Consider the following 14,963-nt stretch of genomic DNA (forward strand, 5'->3'; position numbering starts at 1 on the left):
GGCCGAGGGGGAACCTCTCGCTCCCCCGGTGGCGCGGGCAGCGGGTACGGGCAGTACGGTGCCCCAACAAACCCGTCAGTAACCGGAGGAGATCGCATGCGGATCAGCGGTACGACCGTCCTGCTCACCGGGGCCACCGGAGGCATCGGCCAGACACTGGCCCGCGCGCTCGCCGCCAAGGGCGCCGACCTCCTGCTCACCGGGCGGCGCGAGGAGGTGCTGCGGCCGCTGGCCGACCGGCTCGGCGGGCGGGCGCTGGTGGCCGATCTGGCCGACCGCAAGGACCTCGAGCGGCTCGCCGAGGAGGCGTCGGACGCCCGTATCCTCATCGCCAACGCCGCGCTGCCCTCCAGCGGGCAGGTTCTCGACTACGAGACCGACCAGATCGACCGCGCCCTCGATGTCAATCTGCGCGCTCCGCTGCTGCTGTCCCGGCTGCTGGCCCCCAGGATGGTGGCCGAGGGTTCCGGCCATCTGGTGATGATCGGCTCGCTGTCGGGCCGTACCGCCTCCCCCGGTGCCGCGCTCTACAACGCGTCCAAGTTCGGGCTGCGCGGCTTCACCCTCGGGCTGCGGCAGGATCTGCACGGCACGGGAGTCGGGGTGTCGCTGGTGCAGCCCGGATTCGTGGGCGACGCGGGGATGTTCGCCGACTCCGGCGCCACTCCACCCGCCGGGGTACGGACCGTCTCCACCCGCCAGGTGGCGGTGGCGACCATCCGCGCCATCGAGCGCAACCGGGCCGAGGTGAACGTCGCCCCGGTGGAGCTGCGCTTCGGCAGCGCCCTCGGCGGACTGTTCCCGAGCCTGGCCGAGCGGGCCCAGCGGCGGGCCGGGGCCGACCGGACCGCCGGCCAACTCGCCGAAGGACAGCGCGACAAGCGCTGAGCCACGGGTGCGCGGAGGACAGCCGCCCGCCTTTCGCGCCACCCCGGCGCGCGGCAGCCCTCGTCGGGCACCGCACACCCACGCTCGTACCCGCCGGTTGTGGTGTAGGTTCGAGCGCCCCCACCGGGTGTTCGAGCGAGGGAGCGGGTCGATGCGCGCTGTGGTGTTCGATGACTTCGGGCACAGGCCCGGGGTCCGGATCGTCGACGACCCCGCCCCCTCCCGGAGCGGTGTGGTGATCCGGGTCGAGGCGACCGGGCTGTGCCGCAGCGACTGGCACGGCTGGATGGGGCACGACCCGGACATACGGCTGCCGCATGTACCCGGTCATGAACTGGCCGGTGTGGTGGAGGAGGTGGGCCCGGACGTCCTCAACTGGAGCCCGGGACACCGAGTCACCGTCCCCTTCGTGTGCGCGTGCGGGCGCTGTGCCGCCTGCGCGGAGGGCGCCCAGCAGGTGTGCGAGAGACAGACCCAGCCGGGGTTCACCCACTGGGGGTCCTTCGCGGAGTTCGTGGCGATCGAGAACGCCGATGTGAATCTGGTCGGTATCCGCAATGAGTTGTCGTTCACCACGGCCGCGAGTCTCGGCTGCCGCTTCGCCACCGCGTTCCGCGCCGTGGTCGCACAGGGCCGGGTCGCCCCGGGGGAATGGGTCGCGGTGCACGGCTGCGGCGGAGTGGGGCTGTCCGCGGTCATGATCGCCGCGGCCGCCGGGGCACGGGTGGTCGCGGTGGACATCGCACCGCGCGCGCTCGCCCTGGCCGCCCGGTTCGGGGCGGAGGTGTGTGTGGACGCGGCGTCCACCCTGGGGTCGGTGGCGGAGGCGGTCGCGGACGCGACGGGGGGCGGGGCCCATGTCTCACTGGACGCGCTGGGCTCCCCGCGCACCTGTGCGGCGTCCATCAAGTCCCTCCGCCGCCATGGCCGCCATGTCCAGGTCGGACTGCTGCCCCCGGCCGCCGGCACCCCGATGCTCCCCATGGACCAGGTGATCGCGCTCGAACTGCACCTGCTCGGCAGCCATGGCATGGCCGCCCACGCCTACCGACCGATGATGGAGATGGTGGAGGCCGGATCGCTGCGGCCCGATCTGCTGGTCACCGATGTCATCGGGCTGGACGAGGCACCCGAGGCACTGTCCGCGATGACAGCGGGAGCGAAGGGCGGGGTCACCGTGATCGAACCGGGCCGCCCGCCCCGGAAGCGCTGACCGGCAGCAACACCCGCGGACGGCGGCGGCGGTACGCCGGATGACCACGCTCGACACGCGTAACCGAAACTTTTGCGTTTCGATGAGGTGCGGGCTACCTTCATAGAGTACGAAACGGTTTCGTACTCTTACGGAATCGTTCAGCCCCCAGCCTGGAGGGCACCGCCATGCGCCAGACCACCACCCGCACCTCGACCGGCCCGACCACTCCGATCTCCCCGCCGGCCGACGCGGTCCGGCACCGCTGGTGGATCCTCGCCGCCATCGGCATCGCCCAGCTGATGGTGGTCCTCGACGCCACCGTCGTGAACATCGCCCTGCCCTCGGCACAGCACGACCTCGGCTTCTCCGACGCCAACCGCCAGTGGATCGTCACCGCCTACTCCCTGCCCTTCGGCAGTCTGCTGCTCCTCGGCGGACGGCTGGCCGACCTCTTCGGCCGCAGGGCGGTCTTCCTCATCGGTGTGGCCGGGTTCGCAGCGGCCTCGGCGCTGGCGGGGGCGGCAAGCGGCTTCGGACTGCTGGTCACCGGCCGGGCCCTGCAAGGTCTCTTCGCCGCGCTGCTCGCCCCCGCCACGCTGTCCCTGCTCAACACCACCTTCACCGACGCCAGGGAGCGGGCGAAGGCGTTCGGCGCGTACGGGGCCATCGCCGTGTCGGGCGGCGGTATCGGACTGCTGCTGGGCGGACTGCTCACCGAGCATCTGAGCTGGCGGTGGACCCTCTACGTCAATCTCGGCTTCGCCGCTCTCGCGCTGGCCGGCGGAGTGGCGTTCCTCCGCCGCGGCGCCCCCGCGGACCGGCCCCAACTCGACATCCCCGGCACCGTTGTGGTCACCGCGGGTCTCTTCGGGCTGGTCTACGGCTTCTCCAACGCCGGGAGCCACTCCTGGTCCTCCCCGCTCACCTGGGGGTTCCTGGCCGCCGGGACCGTGCTGCTGATCGCCTTCGCCCGCCGGCAGACCCGTACGGCCCATCCGCTGCTGCCGCCCCGGGTACTGCTGGACCGCGACCGCGGCGCCTCCTTCCTGGCCATCGGACTCTCCGGCGCGGGCATGTTCGGTGTCTTTCTCTTCCTCACCTACTACCTCCAGGGCGGCCTGCGGTTCAGCCCCGTCCAGACCGGCCTTGCGTTTCTGCCGATGATCGGCGGACTGATGGTCAGCGCGCAGCTCTCCACCGGTGTCCTGGTGCCCCGACTGGGCCCCAAGGCGGTGGTGCCGCTCGGGATGGGGCTGACCGCCATCTCCATGGTCTGGCTGACCGGTCTCGGGCTGGACAGCCACTACGCCACGACCGTGCTGCCGCCGCTGCTGCTGTCCGGGATCGGGCTCGGTCTGGTGATGCCCCCGGCGATGGCGATGGCCACCGACCGGATCGACGAGGACGACGCCGGGGTCGCCTCCGCCGCCGTCAACACGATGCAGCAGATCGGCGGCTCCATCGGCACCGCCCTGCTCAACACCCTGGCCGCCGACGCCGCGGCCGACTATCTGGCGGAGCACCGGCCGGGCCCGGTCACCGCGGCACGGGCCCAGCTGCACAGCTACGAGGTCGCCTACTGGTGGTCGGCGGGCATCTTCGTCGCGGGGGTGGTGCTGACGGCGGCCCTGTACCGCAAGGGCCGGACCGGCAAGGACGCGGGCACGCCGGTGGCTGTGCCGGTGTGACGGTGCGGCACGCCCACGCCCCCACCCGCGTTCAGTCCAGCACCGTCAGATCGAGGGCGCTCAGCCGCTCGGGGTCGGCCAGGATGTCGATCGCGGCGATCCGCCCGCCGGTGACCGTGAAGCCCAGCACCGAGAACGGACGGCCCTCGCGTGAACTGACCACCCCCACCGCCCCGTTCACCAGGGCCGGCCGGGACACCGCGCCCGATCCGCCCAGGCGCGAGAAGGTGAGCGCCTGGTTCGCCACTGCCGTGGCGCCGCGCACCTCGCGCGAGGCCGGGACGGACGCCGCGCCGTAGTCGGCGCGCAGCACCACCTCGGGGTCGAGCAGGGCGATCAGCCCCTCGAAGTCGCCCCCGCGCGCGGCGGCGAGAAACGCGTCGACGACCTCGCGCTGCCGGGTGAGATCCGGATCGGGCGCCGGGGCCGCTCCCCGGACCCGGCGCCGGGCGCGGCTGGCGAGCTGCCGGGCCGCCGCCGGGCTGCGGTCGACGAGAGGCGCGATCTCGTCGAAGGGCACCCCGAAGAGATCGTGCAGCACAAAGGCCAGCCGTTCGGCCGGGGTGAGTGTCTCCAGGACGACGAGCAGGGCGAGGCCGACCGAGTCGGCGATCAGCGCCTGGTCCTCCGGGTCGGCCCCGCGCTCCCCGCTGAGGATCAGGTCGGGCACCCGCACCTCCAGCGGCTCCTCACGCCGCTGGTGACGCGAACGCAGCAGGTCCAGACAGACCCGGCCCACCACCGTGGTCAGCCAGCCCCCCAGATTCCGTACCGCCTCGGCGTCCGAACGGCTCAGCCGCAACCAGGTCTCCTGGACCGCGTCATCCGCTTCGCTCAGCGAGCCGAGCATGCGGTAGGCCACCGCCCGCAGTCGGCCGCGGTGGGTCTCGAAGCTCTCCGCCAGAATGTGGTGCCGGTCCATCGGTCTATTCTCCTCGTCGCGGATGCCACGCGGATGTCGCGCGCGTCATCTGTCTGACGGATGCGGCCGCCCGGATGTGACAGCCGGGGCCGCCGCCCGCGTTCGCCCGTACGGGCCTACCCAGCACCGTCCCGTCCCCATAACGTGGGAGCGCTCCCAACACCTGTGTTCCACGAGCGCGGTGCGCGCATCCGCCGTGCCGCGACAGAAGGGTCCCCATGTCCCACTCCCTGCGGCCGCGTGGCGCACGGACGGCCGCCGTCGTGCTCACCGGCACGCTGGTGCTGGCCGCCGCCCCGGCGGCGGCCCCCGCCGTCCCCGCGGCACCGTCCGCCGCCGCGGCCGTCTCCCCGTCCGCGGTCCATGTCAACCAGCTCGGCTATCTGCCCGACGGCCCCAAACGCGCCACCGTCGTGAGCGCGAGCGCCACCGGATTAGCCTGGCAACTCCACGACGCCCACGGCATGTTGGCCGCCTCGGGCACCACCACCGCGCGCGGCACCGACCCCGCCTCCGGCGATCCGACGCAGGTGGTGGACTTCTCCTCGTTCCGGGGCACGGGCTCCGGCTACACCCTCACCGTCGAGGGGCGGACCAGCCCTCCGTTCGCCATCCGCGCCGACCTCTACGACACCTTGCGCGCGGACGCGATGTCCTTCTTCTACCAGCAGCGCAGCGGGATCCCCATCGAGGCGTCGCTCGCCGGGGCCGCCTACGCGCGGCCGGCCGGACACCTCGGGATCGCCCCCAACACCGGTGACACCGCCGTCCCGTGCGTCAGCGGGGTGTGCGACGGGGTCCGGGATGTGCGCGGCGGCTGGTACGACGCGGGGGACCAGGGCAAGTACGTGGTCAACGGCGGAATCGCCGCCTGGCAGCTGGTGAACTCCTTCGAGCGCGCCCAGCGGGCGGGCCGTCAGGCGGCGCTGGGCGACGGCACACTGCGGCTGCCCGAGCGGAGCAACGGTGTGCCCGATGTGCTCGACGAGGCGCGCTGGGAGCTGGAGTTCCTGATGCGGATGCAGATCCCGGAGGGACAGCCGCGGGCGGGTATGGCGCTCCACAAGATCCATGACGCCGCCTGGACCGCGCTGCCCACCCGGCCCGACCAGGACGCCGAGCCGCGAGAGCTGCACCCGCCGTCGACCGCGGCCACCCTCAACCTGGCCGCGGCCGCCGCGCAGTGTGCCCGGGTCTTCGCGCCGTACGACCCGCTCTTCGCCACCCGCTGCCTGGCCTCCGCACGCCGCGCCTGGAACGCCGCACGAGCCAACCCCGGCCTGTCGGCGCCGGTTTCGGACAGCACCGGCGGCGGGCCGTACGACGACACCGAGGTCGGCGACGAGTTCTACTGGGCCGCGGCCGAGCTGTACGCCACCACCGGTGAGGCGGAGTACCGGGACGCGGTCACCGCCTCGCGCTTCCACACCGCGGACGAGGAGGTGTTCACCCCGGTCGGCTTCTCCTGGCAGGACACCGCGGCCCTCGGCCGGATCACCCTGGCCACCGTCCCGACCGGGCTGCCCGCCGCCGAACTCACCCGCATCCGGGGCTCGTTGGTCACCGCCGCCGACGACTGTCTGGCGGCGATGAACCGCCAGGGATACGCCGTCCCGCTGCCCGCGGACGGCTATGTGTGGGGCTCCAACGGTCAGGTGGCCAACAACGCGACGGTGATCGCCGTGGCGTACGCACTGACCGGGGAGCGGCGCTACCGCACGGGGGCGATCGAAGCGCTCGACTATCTGCTGGGCCGCAACGCGCTCGGCCAGTCGTTCATCACCGGCCACGGCACCCGGGCGTCACACCACCAGCACCACCGCTTCTGGGCGCACAGCTATGACGCCGCGCTGCCGGAGCCGCCCGCCGGTACTCTCGCGGGCGGCCCCAACCAGTCCCTGGAGGATCCGGTGGCGCGGGAGAAGCTGCGGGGCTGTGCGCCCGCCCGCTGCTATGTCGATGACATCGGCTCGTACTCCACCAACGAGGTGGCCATCAACTGGAACGCGCCGCTGGCCTGGCTGGTCGCCTTCGCCGCCGAGCGGGGCTGACACCCCGACGGGGTGGGTGCCGGTGTGCGGCACCCACCCCGTCCGTGCGTTCCGCTGGTCAGCCGGGCAACTGGGTCTCGATCGCGGCGACCAGCTCCGGCGCCTCCGGCTCGGTGCGCGGCCGGAACCGGCCCACGACCTCACCGCTCGGCGAGATCAGGAACTTCTCGAAGTTCCACTGCACGTCCCCGGCCTCCCCGGCCGCGTCCGCGACCTTGGTCAGCTCGGCGTAGAGCGGGTGCCGCTGCTCGCCGTTGACATCGGCCTTCTCCAGCAGCGGGAAGGTGACGCCGTAGGTCGTGGCGCAGAAGGTCTGAATCTCCTCACTGGTACCCGGCTCCTGCCCCGCGAACTGGTTGCAGGGCACGCCCAGCACGGTGAAACCACGCCCGGCGTAGCGCTGCTGCAACCGCTCCAGACCCTCGTACTGCGGGGTGAGGCCGCACTTGGACGCCACATTGACCAGCAGCACCGCGGTGTCCTGGTGCGCGCCGAGCGTGGTGGGCTCGCCGGACAGGGTGTGCAACGGAATGTCGTACAGGCTCACGGGTCAACCACCTTTGTCGTTACTTCCGGTACGCACAATCTAGGACAGGGCCTAGGTGACCAGGATGAGCGGGATGTCGCCGCACGGCCGCAGCCGCCGTCGGCCGTACTCGACACCGTCCACGGGACCGGCCGGGACCGCCCCGAAGTCCGGGCCCTTGAAGAGCGAGCCGGTGAGGTGGTCGGCGCAGGTGGAGGCGGCGACCCGGCCGCGCGCGTTGACGAGGAAGGCGGGGCCGGGCAGCCGCTGCAGCACCGGCATCACGGCGGCCTCGAAGTGTGAGAGATACACATCCGCCGCCGCCACGCCCATGAAGCGGCTGTCGACGGTCACCGGCACGGAGAGGGTGAGGCTGTACTCGTCGGAGCAGAGGTAGTCCACATAGGGTCCGGCGACCGCGCGGCGGCCGGTGTCCCGGGCCAGCGCGAACCAGTCCCAGTGGGTGTAGTCGGAGTACGCCGAGTGCTCCGGGTCCAGGTCGAGCAGCAACGGGCGCACCTCGCCGCCCGCGCCGATCTGCCACCACTCCAGCCAGGCCGGTGCATCGGCGAGCAGTTCCGGAGCGGCCACGAACCCCGCGCCGGAGACCAGTTCGAGCCGGGTGAGCCGGGTGTGCAGCCCGGGGCGGAGCTCGGCCAGATCGGTGGTGACGGGCTGCCGTCCGCTCGCCGAGACGGAGGTGAGCAGCTCGGCCGCGTCGTCACGGATCTCGCGGACGGCGTCGAACACGCCCTCCAGGGTGTCGCGGACACGGACCGCGACATCGGCGGCCGTCACCTTGTCGTCCAGGAGGTCCGGCCCGGCACCCGCGGGTCGGGGGCTGCTACCCATAGGTGTTCTCCTAGGGAGGGGGTCCGTCGGCGGAGCCGGGCGTGGCGAGGCGGAGTTCGACCAAGCGCGCCATGCACCGCTGGACGCACGCCTCGGCCAGGGCTCTGGCCTGCTCGTCCGCATCATCTTGCAGGGCGCAGATCACAGCGCGGTGACGATCGCACACGTCCTTCAGATACTCGTCGTCCGCGAGCACCAGGGAGAGCAGCGCGCCCACTTCCGTCTGGATGGCTATCTCCTCGCGGGTCAGCCGCGCGGACTGGGCGGCGGCGGCCAGCTCCACATGGAAGCGGCCGTGCACCCGGCTGCGCGCCGGGGGGTCGGGCGCTTCGGCCAACTGGTCGACGGAGCGACTGAGTTGGAGCAGATCGCCGGGCTCGGTGCGGTGGGCGGCCAGCCGGGCGGCGGCCCCGGAGACGGCGGCCCAGTGGTCGCCGAGGTCACGGAGCTCCTCGGTGCTCCAGCCGAGGAGCAGCCCGCGCAGCCGCTCCTCGGCGGGGCCTTCGGGGACGGTGACAAAGCTGCCCCCGCCGCGGCCCCTGCGGGTGGTGACCAACCCCTGCTGACGCAGGGCCATGAGTGCTTCACGGAGGGTAACGGTGGAGACGCCGAGCCGCGCCGCGAGATCGGACTCACCGGGCAGCTGCTCCCCGTCCGCCAGCAGTCCGAGCTCTATGGCGTCCCCCAGCCGACGCACCACAACGTCCACCCTGGCCTGGCTGTCGACGGGCGCGAAGACGCCCTGCCGGACACCGCCGAAGTCTCGTGTCACCACCCTCACCCCCTGTCCATTGACTCAGGCTTTACCTTAACGGGGTCTTGTAATTAGACCTATGGCTTCATAGTTTTACGGACCAACGTCCAGCGGCGTCAGAAAGGTTCCCGCCCATGGAAGGAAAAGCCATCCGGCTACGGAGCCTGCGCAAGTCCTTCGGGAAGACGGAGGCGGTCGCAGGAGTCGACCTGGAGATAGCGGACGGCGAGTTCTTCTCGATGCTGGGGCCCTCCGGATCCGGCAAGACCACGGTGCTCCGGATGATCGCGGGCTTCGAACCGCCCACCGGCGGCACCATCGAACTGGCCGGGCGGGACGTCACCCGGCTCGCCCCGTTCGAGCGGGATGTGCACACCGTCTTCCAGGACTACGCGCTCTTCCCGCATATGACGATCGAGCAGAACGTCGCCTACGGACTGAAGATCCGGAAGGTCCCGAAGGCCGAACGGCTGCGCCGGTCCCGTGCGGCCCTGGCCGACGTCCGGCTCGAAGGACTCGGCGATCGCAGGCCCTCCCAGCTCTCCGGAGGCCAGCGGCAGCGGGTGGCGCTCGCCCGAGCCCTGGTCAGCCGCCCCAGGGTGCTGCTGCTCGACGAACCGCTGGGCGCCCTCGACCTCAAGCTGCGCGAGCAGATGCAGATCGAACTCAAGGAGCTCCAGCGCGAGGTCGGCATCACCTTCGTCTTCGTCACCCACGACCAGGACGAGGCGCTGACCATGAGCGACCGCATCGCGGTCTTCAACCGGGGCCGGGTGGAGCAGGTGGGCACCCCCGCCGAGATCTACGAACGCCCCGCCACCCCCTTCGTCGCCGGTTTTGTCGGCACCTCCAATCTGCTCACCGGTCCGGCCGCGGAGCAGGTGGTGGGCGAGACCGGCACCTTCAGCATCCGCCCGGAGAAGATCCGGGTGCTGAAGGAGGACCGGGACAGCGGTACGCCGGACTGCGCCGGCGCCGTCGGCACCGTCGCCGAGGTCGTCTATCTCGGGGACGCGACCCGTTTCCTCGTCGACCTCGACGCCGGGGGGCGGCTCACCGCCCTCCAGCAGAACCTGGAGACCTCCTCCGAGGACGTCGCGGGCTACCGCGGCTCACGGGTCAGGCTCCAGTGGCAGCCGCGCCACACCGTCCGGGTCCCGGACGCCGGCTGAGCCCCCGGCGCACCCTGCCCACCTCACCTTCATCCCTCCGTCGCCCCCCACCCCGTGGAGATTTGTCGTGCGCATGCCCCATTCGCTCAAGGCCGCCGCGGCGGCCGGAGTCCTGCTCCTCGCCACCGCCTGCGGCTCGTCCGGTACGTCCTCGTCAGCCGGCGGCTTCGACCCACCGGACCTCAAGCCGCGCAAGCAGCTCGGCAAGACCGAGGGCAAGGTGAACCTCATCGCCTGGGCCGGCTATGTCGAGGACGGCAGCAACGACCCGAAGGTCGACTGGGTCAGCGACTTCGAGAAGCAGACCGGCTGCCAGGTCAGTTCCAAGACCGCGGCCAGCTCCGACGAGATGGTCAGCCTGATGAAGACCGGTCAGTACGACGCGGTCTCCGCCTCCGGCGACGCCTCGCTGCGCCTGATCGCCTCCGGTGACGCCGCACCCGTCAACACCAAGCTGGTCCCCCACTACAAGGACGTCTTCGCGGGTCTGAAGAAGAAGGACTGGAACTCGGTCGACGGTGTCCCCTACGGCATCCCGCACGGCCGCGGCGCCAACCTCCTGATGTACAACACCAAGAAGGTCTCCCCCGCCCCCGACTCCTGGTCCGCCGTCTTCGACCAGGCGTCCGCCCACAAGGGCAAGGTCACCGCGTACGACTCACCGATCTACATCGCCGACGCCGCGCTCTACCTGATGAAGAGCAAGCCCTCGCTGGGCATCAAGAACCCCTACGCGCTGGACCAGAAGCAGTTCGACGCGGCCGTGGATCTGCTCAAGGACCAGAACCGCGACATCGGCGAGTACTGGAGCGACTACCTCAAGGAGATCTCCGCCTTCAAGAGCGGCAACTCCGTGGTCGGCACCTCCTGGCAGGTGATCGTCAACGCCGCGCAGGCCGAGAAGGCCCCGGTCAAGGCGGTGCTGCCCAAGGAGGGCGCCACCGGCTGGTCCGACACCTGGATGATCTCGGCCAAGGCCAAGCACCCCAACTGCGCCTACAAGTGGATGGACTGGATCGTCTCCCCCAAGGTCAACGCGCAGGTGGCCGAGTACTTCGGCGAAGCCCCGGCCAACGAGAAGGCCTGTGCCCTGACCGCGACCAAGAACCACTGCGACATCTTCCACGCGGCCGACGAACCGTACTGGAAGAAGGTCCACTTCTGGACCACGCCGGTCGCCCAGTGCCTCGACGGCCGCAAGGACGCCACGTGCGTGCCGTACGCCAAGTGGGTCCAGGCATGGACCGAGATCAAGGGCTGAGCCTGATATGACCAAGACCGCGCCGGCCGCCGGATTCGTCCGGCGGCTCGCCGGGACCCTGCACCGCCGCCCCCGGCTCCAGCTGTCCCTGCTGCTCACCGCGCCGCTGACCTGGCTTGTCCTGGCCTATCTCGGCTCGCTCAGCGCGCTGTTCCTGTCCGCGTTCTGGACGACGGACTCCTTCACCTCGAGCGTGGTGAAGGTCTGGAACACCGACAACTTCACCACGCTTTTCGAGAGCGACGTCTACCGCCAGGTCGCCCTGCGCAGCGTCGGCGTGGCGCTGGCGGTCACCGCGCTGTGCGCCGTGATCGCCTTCCCCGTAGCCTTCTACACCGCGCGGATCGCCAAGCCGCGCTGGCGGCCGCTGCTGGTGGTGGCGATCCTCACCCCGCTGTGGGCCAGCTATCTGGTCAAGGCGTACGCCTGGCGGCTCATCCTCGCCGAGGGCGGTCTGCTGGACTGGCTGCTCGGTCCGCTCGGGCTCGACGGACCCGGTTACGGGCTGACCGCCACCGTGCTGGTGCTGACGTATCTGTGGCTGCCGTACATGATCCTGCCGATCCACGCCGGGCTCGAACAGCTGCCGGACAATCTGCTGGACGCCTCCGCCGACCTCGGGGCCCGCACCGGCCGGACCTTCCGTTCGGTGGTGCTGCCGATGCTGCTGCCGTCCATCGCGGCCGGGTCGGTCTTCACCTTCTCGCTCAGCCTCGGCGACTACATCGCCGTGCAGATCGTCGGCGGCAAGACCCAGCTGATCGGCAACCTCATCTACTCCAACATCACCCTCGATCTGCCGCTCGCCGCGGCGCTGGGCACCGTACCGGTGGTGATCATCGTGGGCTATCTGCTCGCGGTCCGCCGCACCGGTGCTCTCAGCAGCCTCTGACGGCCCGCACACCGAAGGCGCTTCGATGAATCTCTCCCGCCCCGCGCGCATCACCCTGCGCATCGCCGCCGGGCTCGGCTTCGCGGTCATCTATGTGCCGCTGCTGCTGGTCCTGGTCAACTCCCTCAACCCCGACCGCAGTTCCGGCTGGCCACCGCCCGGACTCACCCTGCACTGGTGGGCCGACGCCTGGCACAGCACCGGCGCCCGCGACGCGCTGTGGACCTCGGTCAAGGCCGGTCTCGGCGCCACCGCGATCGCCCTGGTCCTCGGCACCCTCATCGCCTTCGCCGTGCAGCGCTTCCGCTTCTTCGGCAGGGAGACCCTCTCCTTCCTGGTCGTCCTGCCGATCGCGCTGCCCGGCATCGTCACCGGTGTCGCCCTCAACACCGCCTTCCGTACGGTCCTCGAACCGCTCGGGGTGGGCCTGGGCATGTTCACCGTGGTGGTCGGCCACGCCACCTTCTGCATCGTGGTCGTCTTCAACAATGTGATCGCCCGGCTGCGCCGGATGGCCGGATCCTATGAACAGGCCGCCATGGATCTGGGCGCGAACACCTTCCGGGCCTTCGTGGACATCACCTTCCCACTGGTGCGCTCGGCCCTGGTGGCGGGCGGACTGCTCGCCTTCGCGCTGTCCTTCGACGAGATCGTGGTGACGACCTTCACCGCGGGCCCCGGTATCCAGACCCTGCCGATCTGGATCTTCTCCAATATGGCCCGCCCCCAGCAGGCCCCGGTGGTCAACGTCGTCGCCGCCGTCCTCGTCCTGTTGTCGGTCATCCCCATCTACCTCGCCCAGCGGCTGTCGTCGGACACCGCGACGGGCAGCCGGATCTGAAAGGCCCGTCCCACCACCGCGCGGACGGCGAACGGCCTATCGTTCGTGACGGAGCGCGGAGGGGGGCGCGGTGGCGCGGGACGGGAACGGCGATGCGGAGAATCTGACGAACAGGCTGCTCATCGTGGAGTACGAGCAGGTGAAGGAGGAGCAGCGGGCGCGGATCGGGTTCCGGGACAACCTGCTCTACGCCACACTCGCCTCGATGGCGGCGATCATCACCTTCTCCTTCCAGAACGGCGGTCAGCCCGAGCTGCTTCTGCTGCTGCCGCCAGCGTCGGTGGTGCTGGGATGGGCGTATCTGGTCAACGACGAAAAGATCTCGGCCATCGGGCGCTATGTGCGCGGGGATCTGGGGCCGCGGCTGGCGGCCCTGGCGCCGGGGTCAACGCGGGTGTTCGGCTGGGAGACGGCCCATCGCGACGACCACCGCAGGGTCTCCCGGAAGCGGCTCCAACTCGCCGCGGATCTGCTGCTGTTCTCGGTGGCGCCGATGGCCGCCCTGATCGTGTGCTGGTCCTCGGAGCCGCTGCCTCCGTGGCTGCTGGCGGTATCGGTGGCCGAAGTGGCGCTGGTCGCCGTGGTCACCGTGGAGATCGTGCGCTACGCAGATCTTCACCGCCCGTGATGTGAACACGTACATCGACGCCGCTCCCGCGGTGGCGCAGCATGGTGGGTTCGGGTCGGAACAGCGCCGAGGGGGAAAACGGTGACGGCTGGCGACAACGGGGGCTCCGCGCGAGCGGATGTGGTGGTGCTCACCGCGCTGGAGGTGGAGTACCGGGCGGTGTGCGCCCATCTTCAGGAGTTGCGCCCGGTGCGGGCCGAGCGGGGTGCCCTGTTCGAGGTGGGCACCTTCCGTACGGGGTCCGTCGAACGGCGGGTGGCGACCCATATGACCGGCCCCGGCAATCCGGGCGCGGCGGCCGCGGTCGAGCGGGCCGCGGCGCTGTTCGCACCCCGCGCGCTGCTGTTCGTCGGGGTGGCGGGCGGGCGCAAGGACGTGGTGCTGGGCGATGTGGTGGCCGCCGACGCGGTGTACGACTACGAGACCGGCAAGGACACCGAGCAGGGCTTTCTGCCCCGGCAGAAGACCCACCAGTCGGCTTACGGGCTGGTGCAGTTGGCCCGGATCGTCACCGCGGGCGATACCTGGCAGCGGCGGATCCACCCGTCCGACGGCTCCCCGATCCCCCGCGCCCATGTCAAACCGATCGCGGCGGGCGGACGGGTGGTGGCACACCATCGCTCGGACACCGGGCGCAGATTGGCGGCGGCCGCGGGAGACGCCGTCGCGGTGGACATGGAGGGCTTCGGCTTCCTGGCGGGCGCCTATCTCAATCAGCATCTGGACGCCCTGGTGATCCGGGGTATCTCGGATCTGCTGGGCGACAAGGGCGAGGCCCATGACGAGCGCTGGCAGCCCGTGGCGTCCCGGAACGCCGCCGCCTTCGCGTTCGAGCTGATCGGGCGGCTGCCCGAGGAGGCGGGCGCGGCGCGCCCCGCGCCCGCGGCGCACGCCGTCTCCCCCTCCGCGCGCCGTCGACAGAAGCTGACCATTCATCAGTTGGGCGCCATGGCCGATGCCTTGCTCGACATCCCCGGGATGACCTCGCCCGCCCGCTGGCAGCAGCTGCTCGATGAGCTGCCCACCGTCGGCACCGCGGTCGGCCGGCAGTCGGCGAGCCGGGCGGAGGCGCTGGCCCTGCTGCGGACCTGTGAGGCGTACGGCGCGCTGAAGGAGCTGGTGGAGGTGGTGTCCGTGCTCGCGCCGGACACCCCGGCAACGGCCGAACTGGCCCGGCGCATAGCGGAGCTGGGCCGTGCGTGACCGCGCGGACGCGGGCACGCACGGCACGCACCGGGCAGCGCCGGGGAGTGTCGCCGGAGGCGTGCAGGGCATATCAGTTGTCCGGAGTCC

At 71.1% G+C, this 14,963-nt stretch carries 14 protein-coding genes; 10 read left to right on the top strand and 4 right to left on the bottom strand.

Going from position 1 to position 14,963, the window contains the following annotated elements; all coding sequences use genetic code 11:
- The first annotated feature begins 96 nt into the window (after positions 1 to 96).
- The 3 genes from AC4BEG_RS02175 to AC4BEG_RS02185 all read left to right on the top strand — a co-directional run bounded on the left by AC4BEG_RS02175 (position 97) and on the right by AC4BEG_RS02185 (position 3,771).
- Complete coding sequence (locus tag AC4BEG_RS02175) at positions 97 to 888, top strand: SDR family NAD(P)-dependent oxidoreductase (protein WP_490704201.1); 792 nt, start codon at positions 97 to 99, stop codon at positions 886 to 888.
- A 151-nt stretch (positions 889 to 1,039) separates the two neighbouring features.
- Positions 1,040 to 2,101 carry a zinc-binding dehydrogenase gene (locus AC4BEG_RS02180; RefSeq protein WP_490704202.1) on the top strand — a complete coding sequence of 354 codons (1,062 nt, stop codon included), beginning with the start codon at positions 1,040 to 1,042 and terminating at the stop codon, positions 2,099 to 2,101.
- Positions 2,102 to 2,268: 167 nt separating this feature from the next.
- Entirely contained in the window at positions 2,269 to 3,771 is a 1,503-nt protein-coding gene (locus tag AC4BEG_RS02185; protein WP_490704203.1) for an MFS transporter, read from the top strand.
- Between the two features lie 31 nt (positions 3,772 to 3,802).
- Here the strand turns inward: AC4BEG_RS02185 and AC4BEG_RS02190 are convergent, their stop codons facing one another.
- Positions 3,803 to 4,693, bottom strand: coding sequence for a sigma-70 family RNA polymerase sigma factor (locus tag AC4BEG_RS02190; protein ID WP_490704204.1), 891 nt, complete (start codon positions 4,691 to 4,693; stop codon positions 3,803 to 3,805).
- A 218-nt stretch (positions 4,694 to 4,911) separates the two neighbouring features.
- Here AC4BEG_RS02190 and AC4BEG_RS02195 point away from each other — a divergent pair, with 218 nt between their 5' ends.
- Complete coding sequence (locus tag AC4BEG_RS02195; protein ID WP_490704205.1) at positions 4,912 to 6,744, top strand: glycoside hydrolase family 9 protein; 1,833 nt, start codon at positions 4,912 to 4,914, stop codon at positions 6,742 to 6,744.
- Between the two features lie 58 nt (positions 6,745 to 6,802).
- Here AC4BEG_RS02195 and AC4BEG_RS02200 read toward each other — a convergent pair whose 3' ends face one another.
- The 3 genes from AC4BEG_RS02200 to AC4BEG_RS02210 are packed head-to-tail and all read right to left on the bottom strand — an operon-like array spanning position 6,803 to position 8,894.
- A complete protein-coding gene (locus AC4BEG_RS02200; protein ID WP_490704206.1) occupies positions 6,803 to 7,291 on the bottom strand; it encodes a glutathione peroxidase in 489 nt (162 codons plus the stop codon).
- Between the two features lie 51 nt (positions 7,292 to 7,342).
- Positions 7,343 to 8,122: a cache domain-containing protein gene (locus AC4BEG_RS02205; protein ID WP_490704207.1), complete on the bottom strand. Its 780-nt coding sequence runs from the start codon at positions 8,120 to 8,122 to the stop codon at positions 7,343 to 7,345.
- A gap of 10 nt (positions 8,123 to 8,132) precedes the next feature.
- Positions 8,133 to 8,894, bottom strand: a complete 762-nt coding sequence (locus AC4BEG_RS02210) for a FadR/GntR family transcriptional regulator (RefSeq protein ID WP_490704208.1) — start codon at positions 8,892 to 8,894, stop codon at positions 8,133 to 8,135.
- Between the two features lie 116 nt (positions 8,895 to 9,010).
- On the opposite strand from AC4BEG_RS02210, the gene AC4BEG_RS02215 reads away from it, so the two are divergent.
- From AC4BEG_RS02215 to AC4BEG_RS02240, 6 genes are all read left to right on the top strand, one after another.
- Positions 9,011 to 10,048, top strand: coding sequence for an ABC transporter ATP-binding protein (locus AC4BEG_RS02215; RefSeq protein ID WP_490704209.1), 1,038 nt, complete (start codon positions 9,011 to 9,013; stop codon positions 10,046 to 10,048).
- 73 nt (positions 10,049 to 10,121) lie between these two features.
- Positions 10,122 to 11,309, top strand: a complete 1,188-nt coding sequence (locus AC4BEG_RS02220) for an ABC transporter substrate-binding protein (protein WP_490707341.1) — start codon at positions 10,122 to 10,124, stop codon at positions 11,307 to 11,309.
- A 7-nt stretch (positions 11,310 to 11,316) separates the two neighbouring features.
- Complete coding sequence (locus AC4BEG_RS02225; protein ID WP_490704210.1) at positions 11,317 to 12,201, top strand: ABC transporter permease; 885 nt, start codon at positions 11,317 to 11,319, stop codon at positions 12,199 to 12,201.
- Positions 12,202 to 12,226: 25 nt separating this feature from the next.
- The gene (locus tag AC4BEG_RS02230) at positions 12,227 to 13,042 is read left to right on the top strand and encodes an ABC transporter permease (protein WP_201876167.1); all 816 of its coding nucleotides are present in this window, start codon (positions 12,227 to 12,229) and stop codon (positions 13,040 to 13,042) included.
- Between the two features lie 70 nt (positions 13,043 to 13,112).
- Positions 13,113 to 13,670, top strand: coding sequence for a hypothetical protein (locus AC4BEG_RS02235; RefSeq protein ID WP_490704211.1), 558 nt, complete (start codon positions 13,113 to 13,115; stop codon positions 13,668 to 13,670).
- Between the two features lie 81 nt (positions 13,671 to 13,751).
- On the top strand, positions 13,752 to 14,873 hold the full coding sequence (locus tag AC4BEG_RS02240) for a phosphorylase family protein (protein WP_490704212.1): 1,122 nt from the start codon (positions 13,752 to 13,754) through the stop codon (positions 14,871 to 14,873).
- Positions 14,874 to 14,963: the final 90 nt, after the last annotated feature.

The sequence above is a fragment of the Streptomyces sp. JLBJ103 genome, assembly GCF_058215575.1.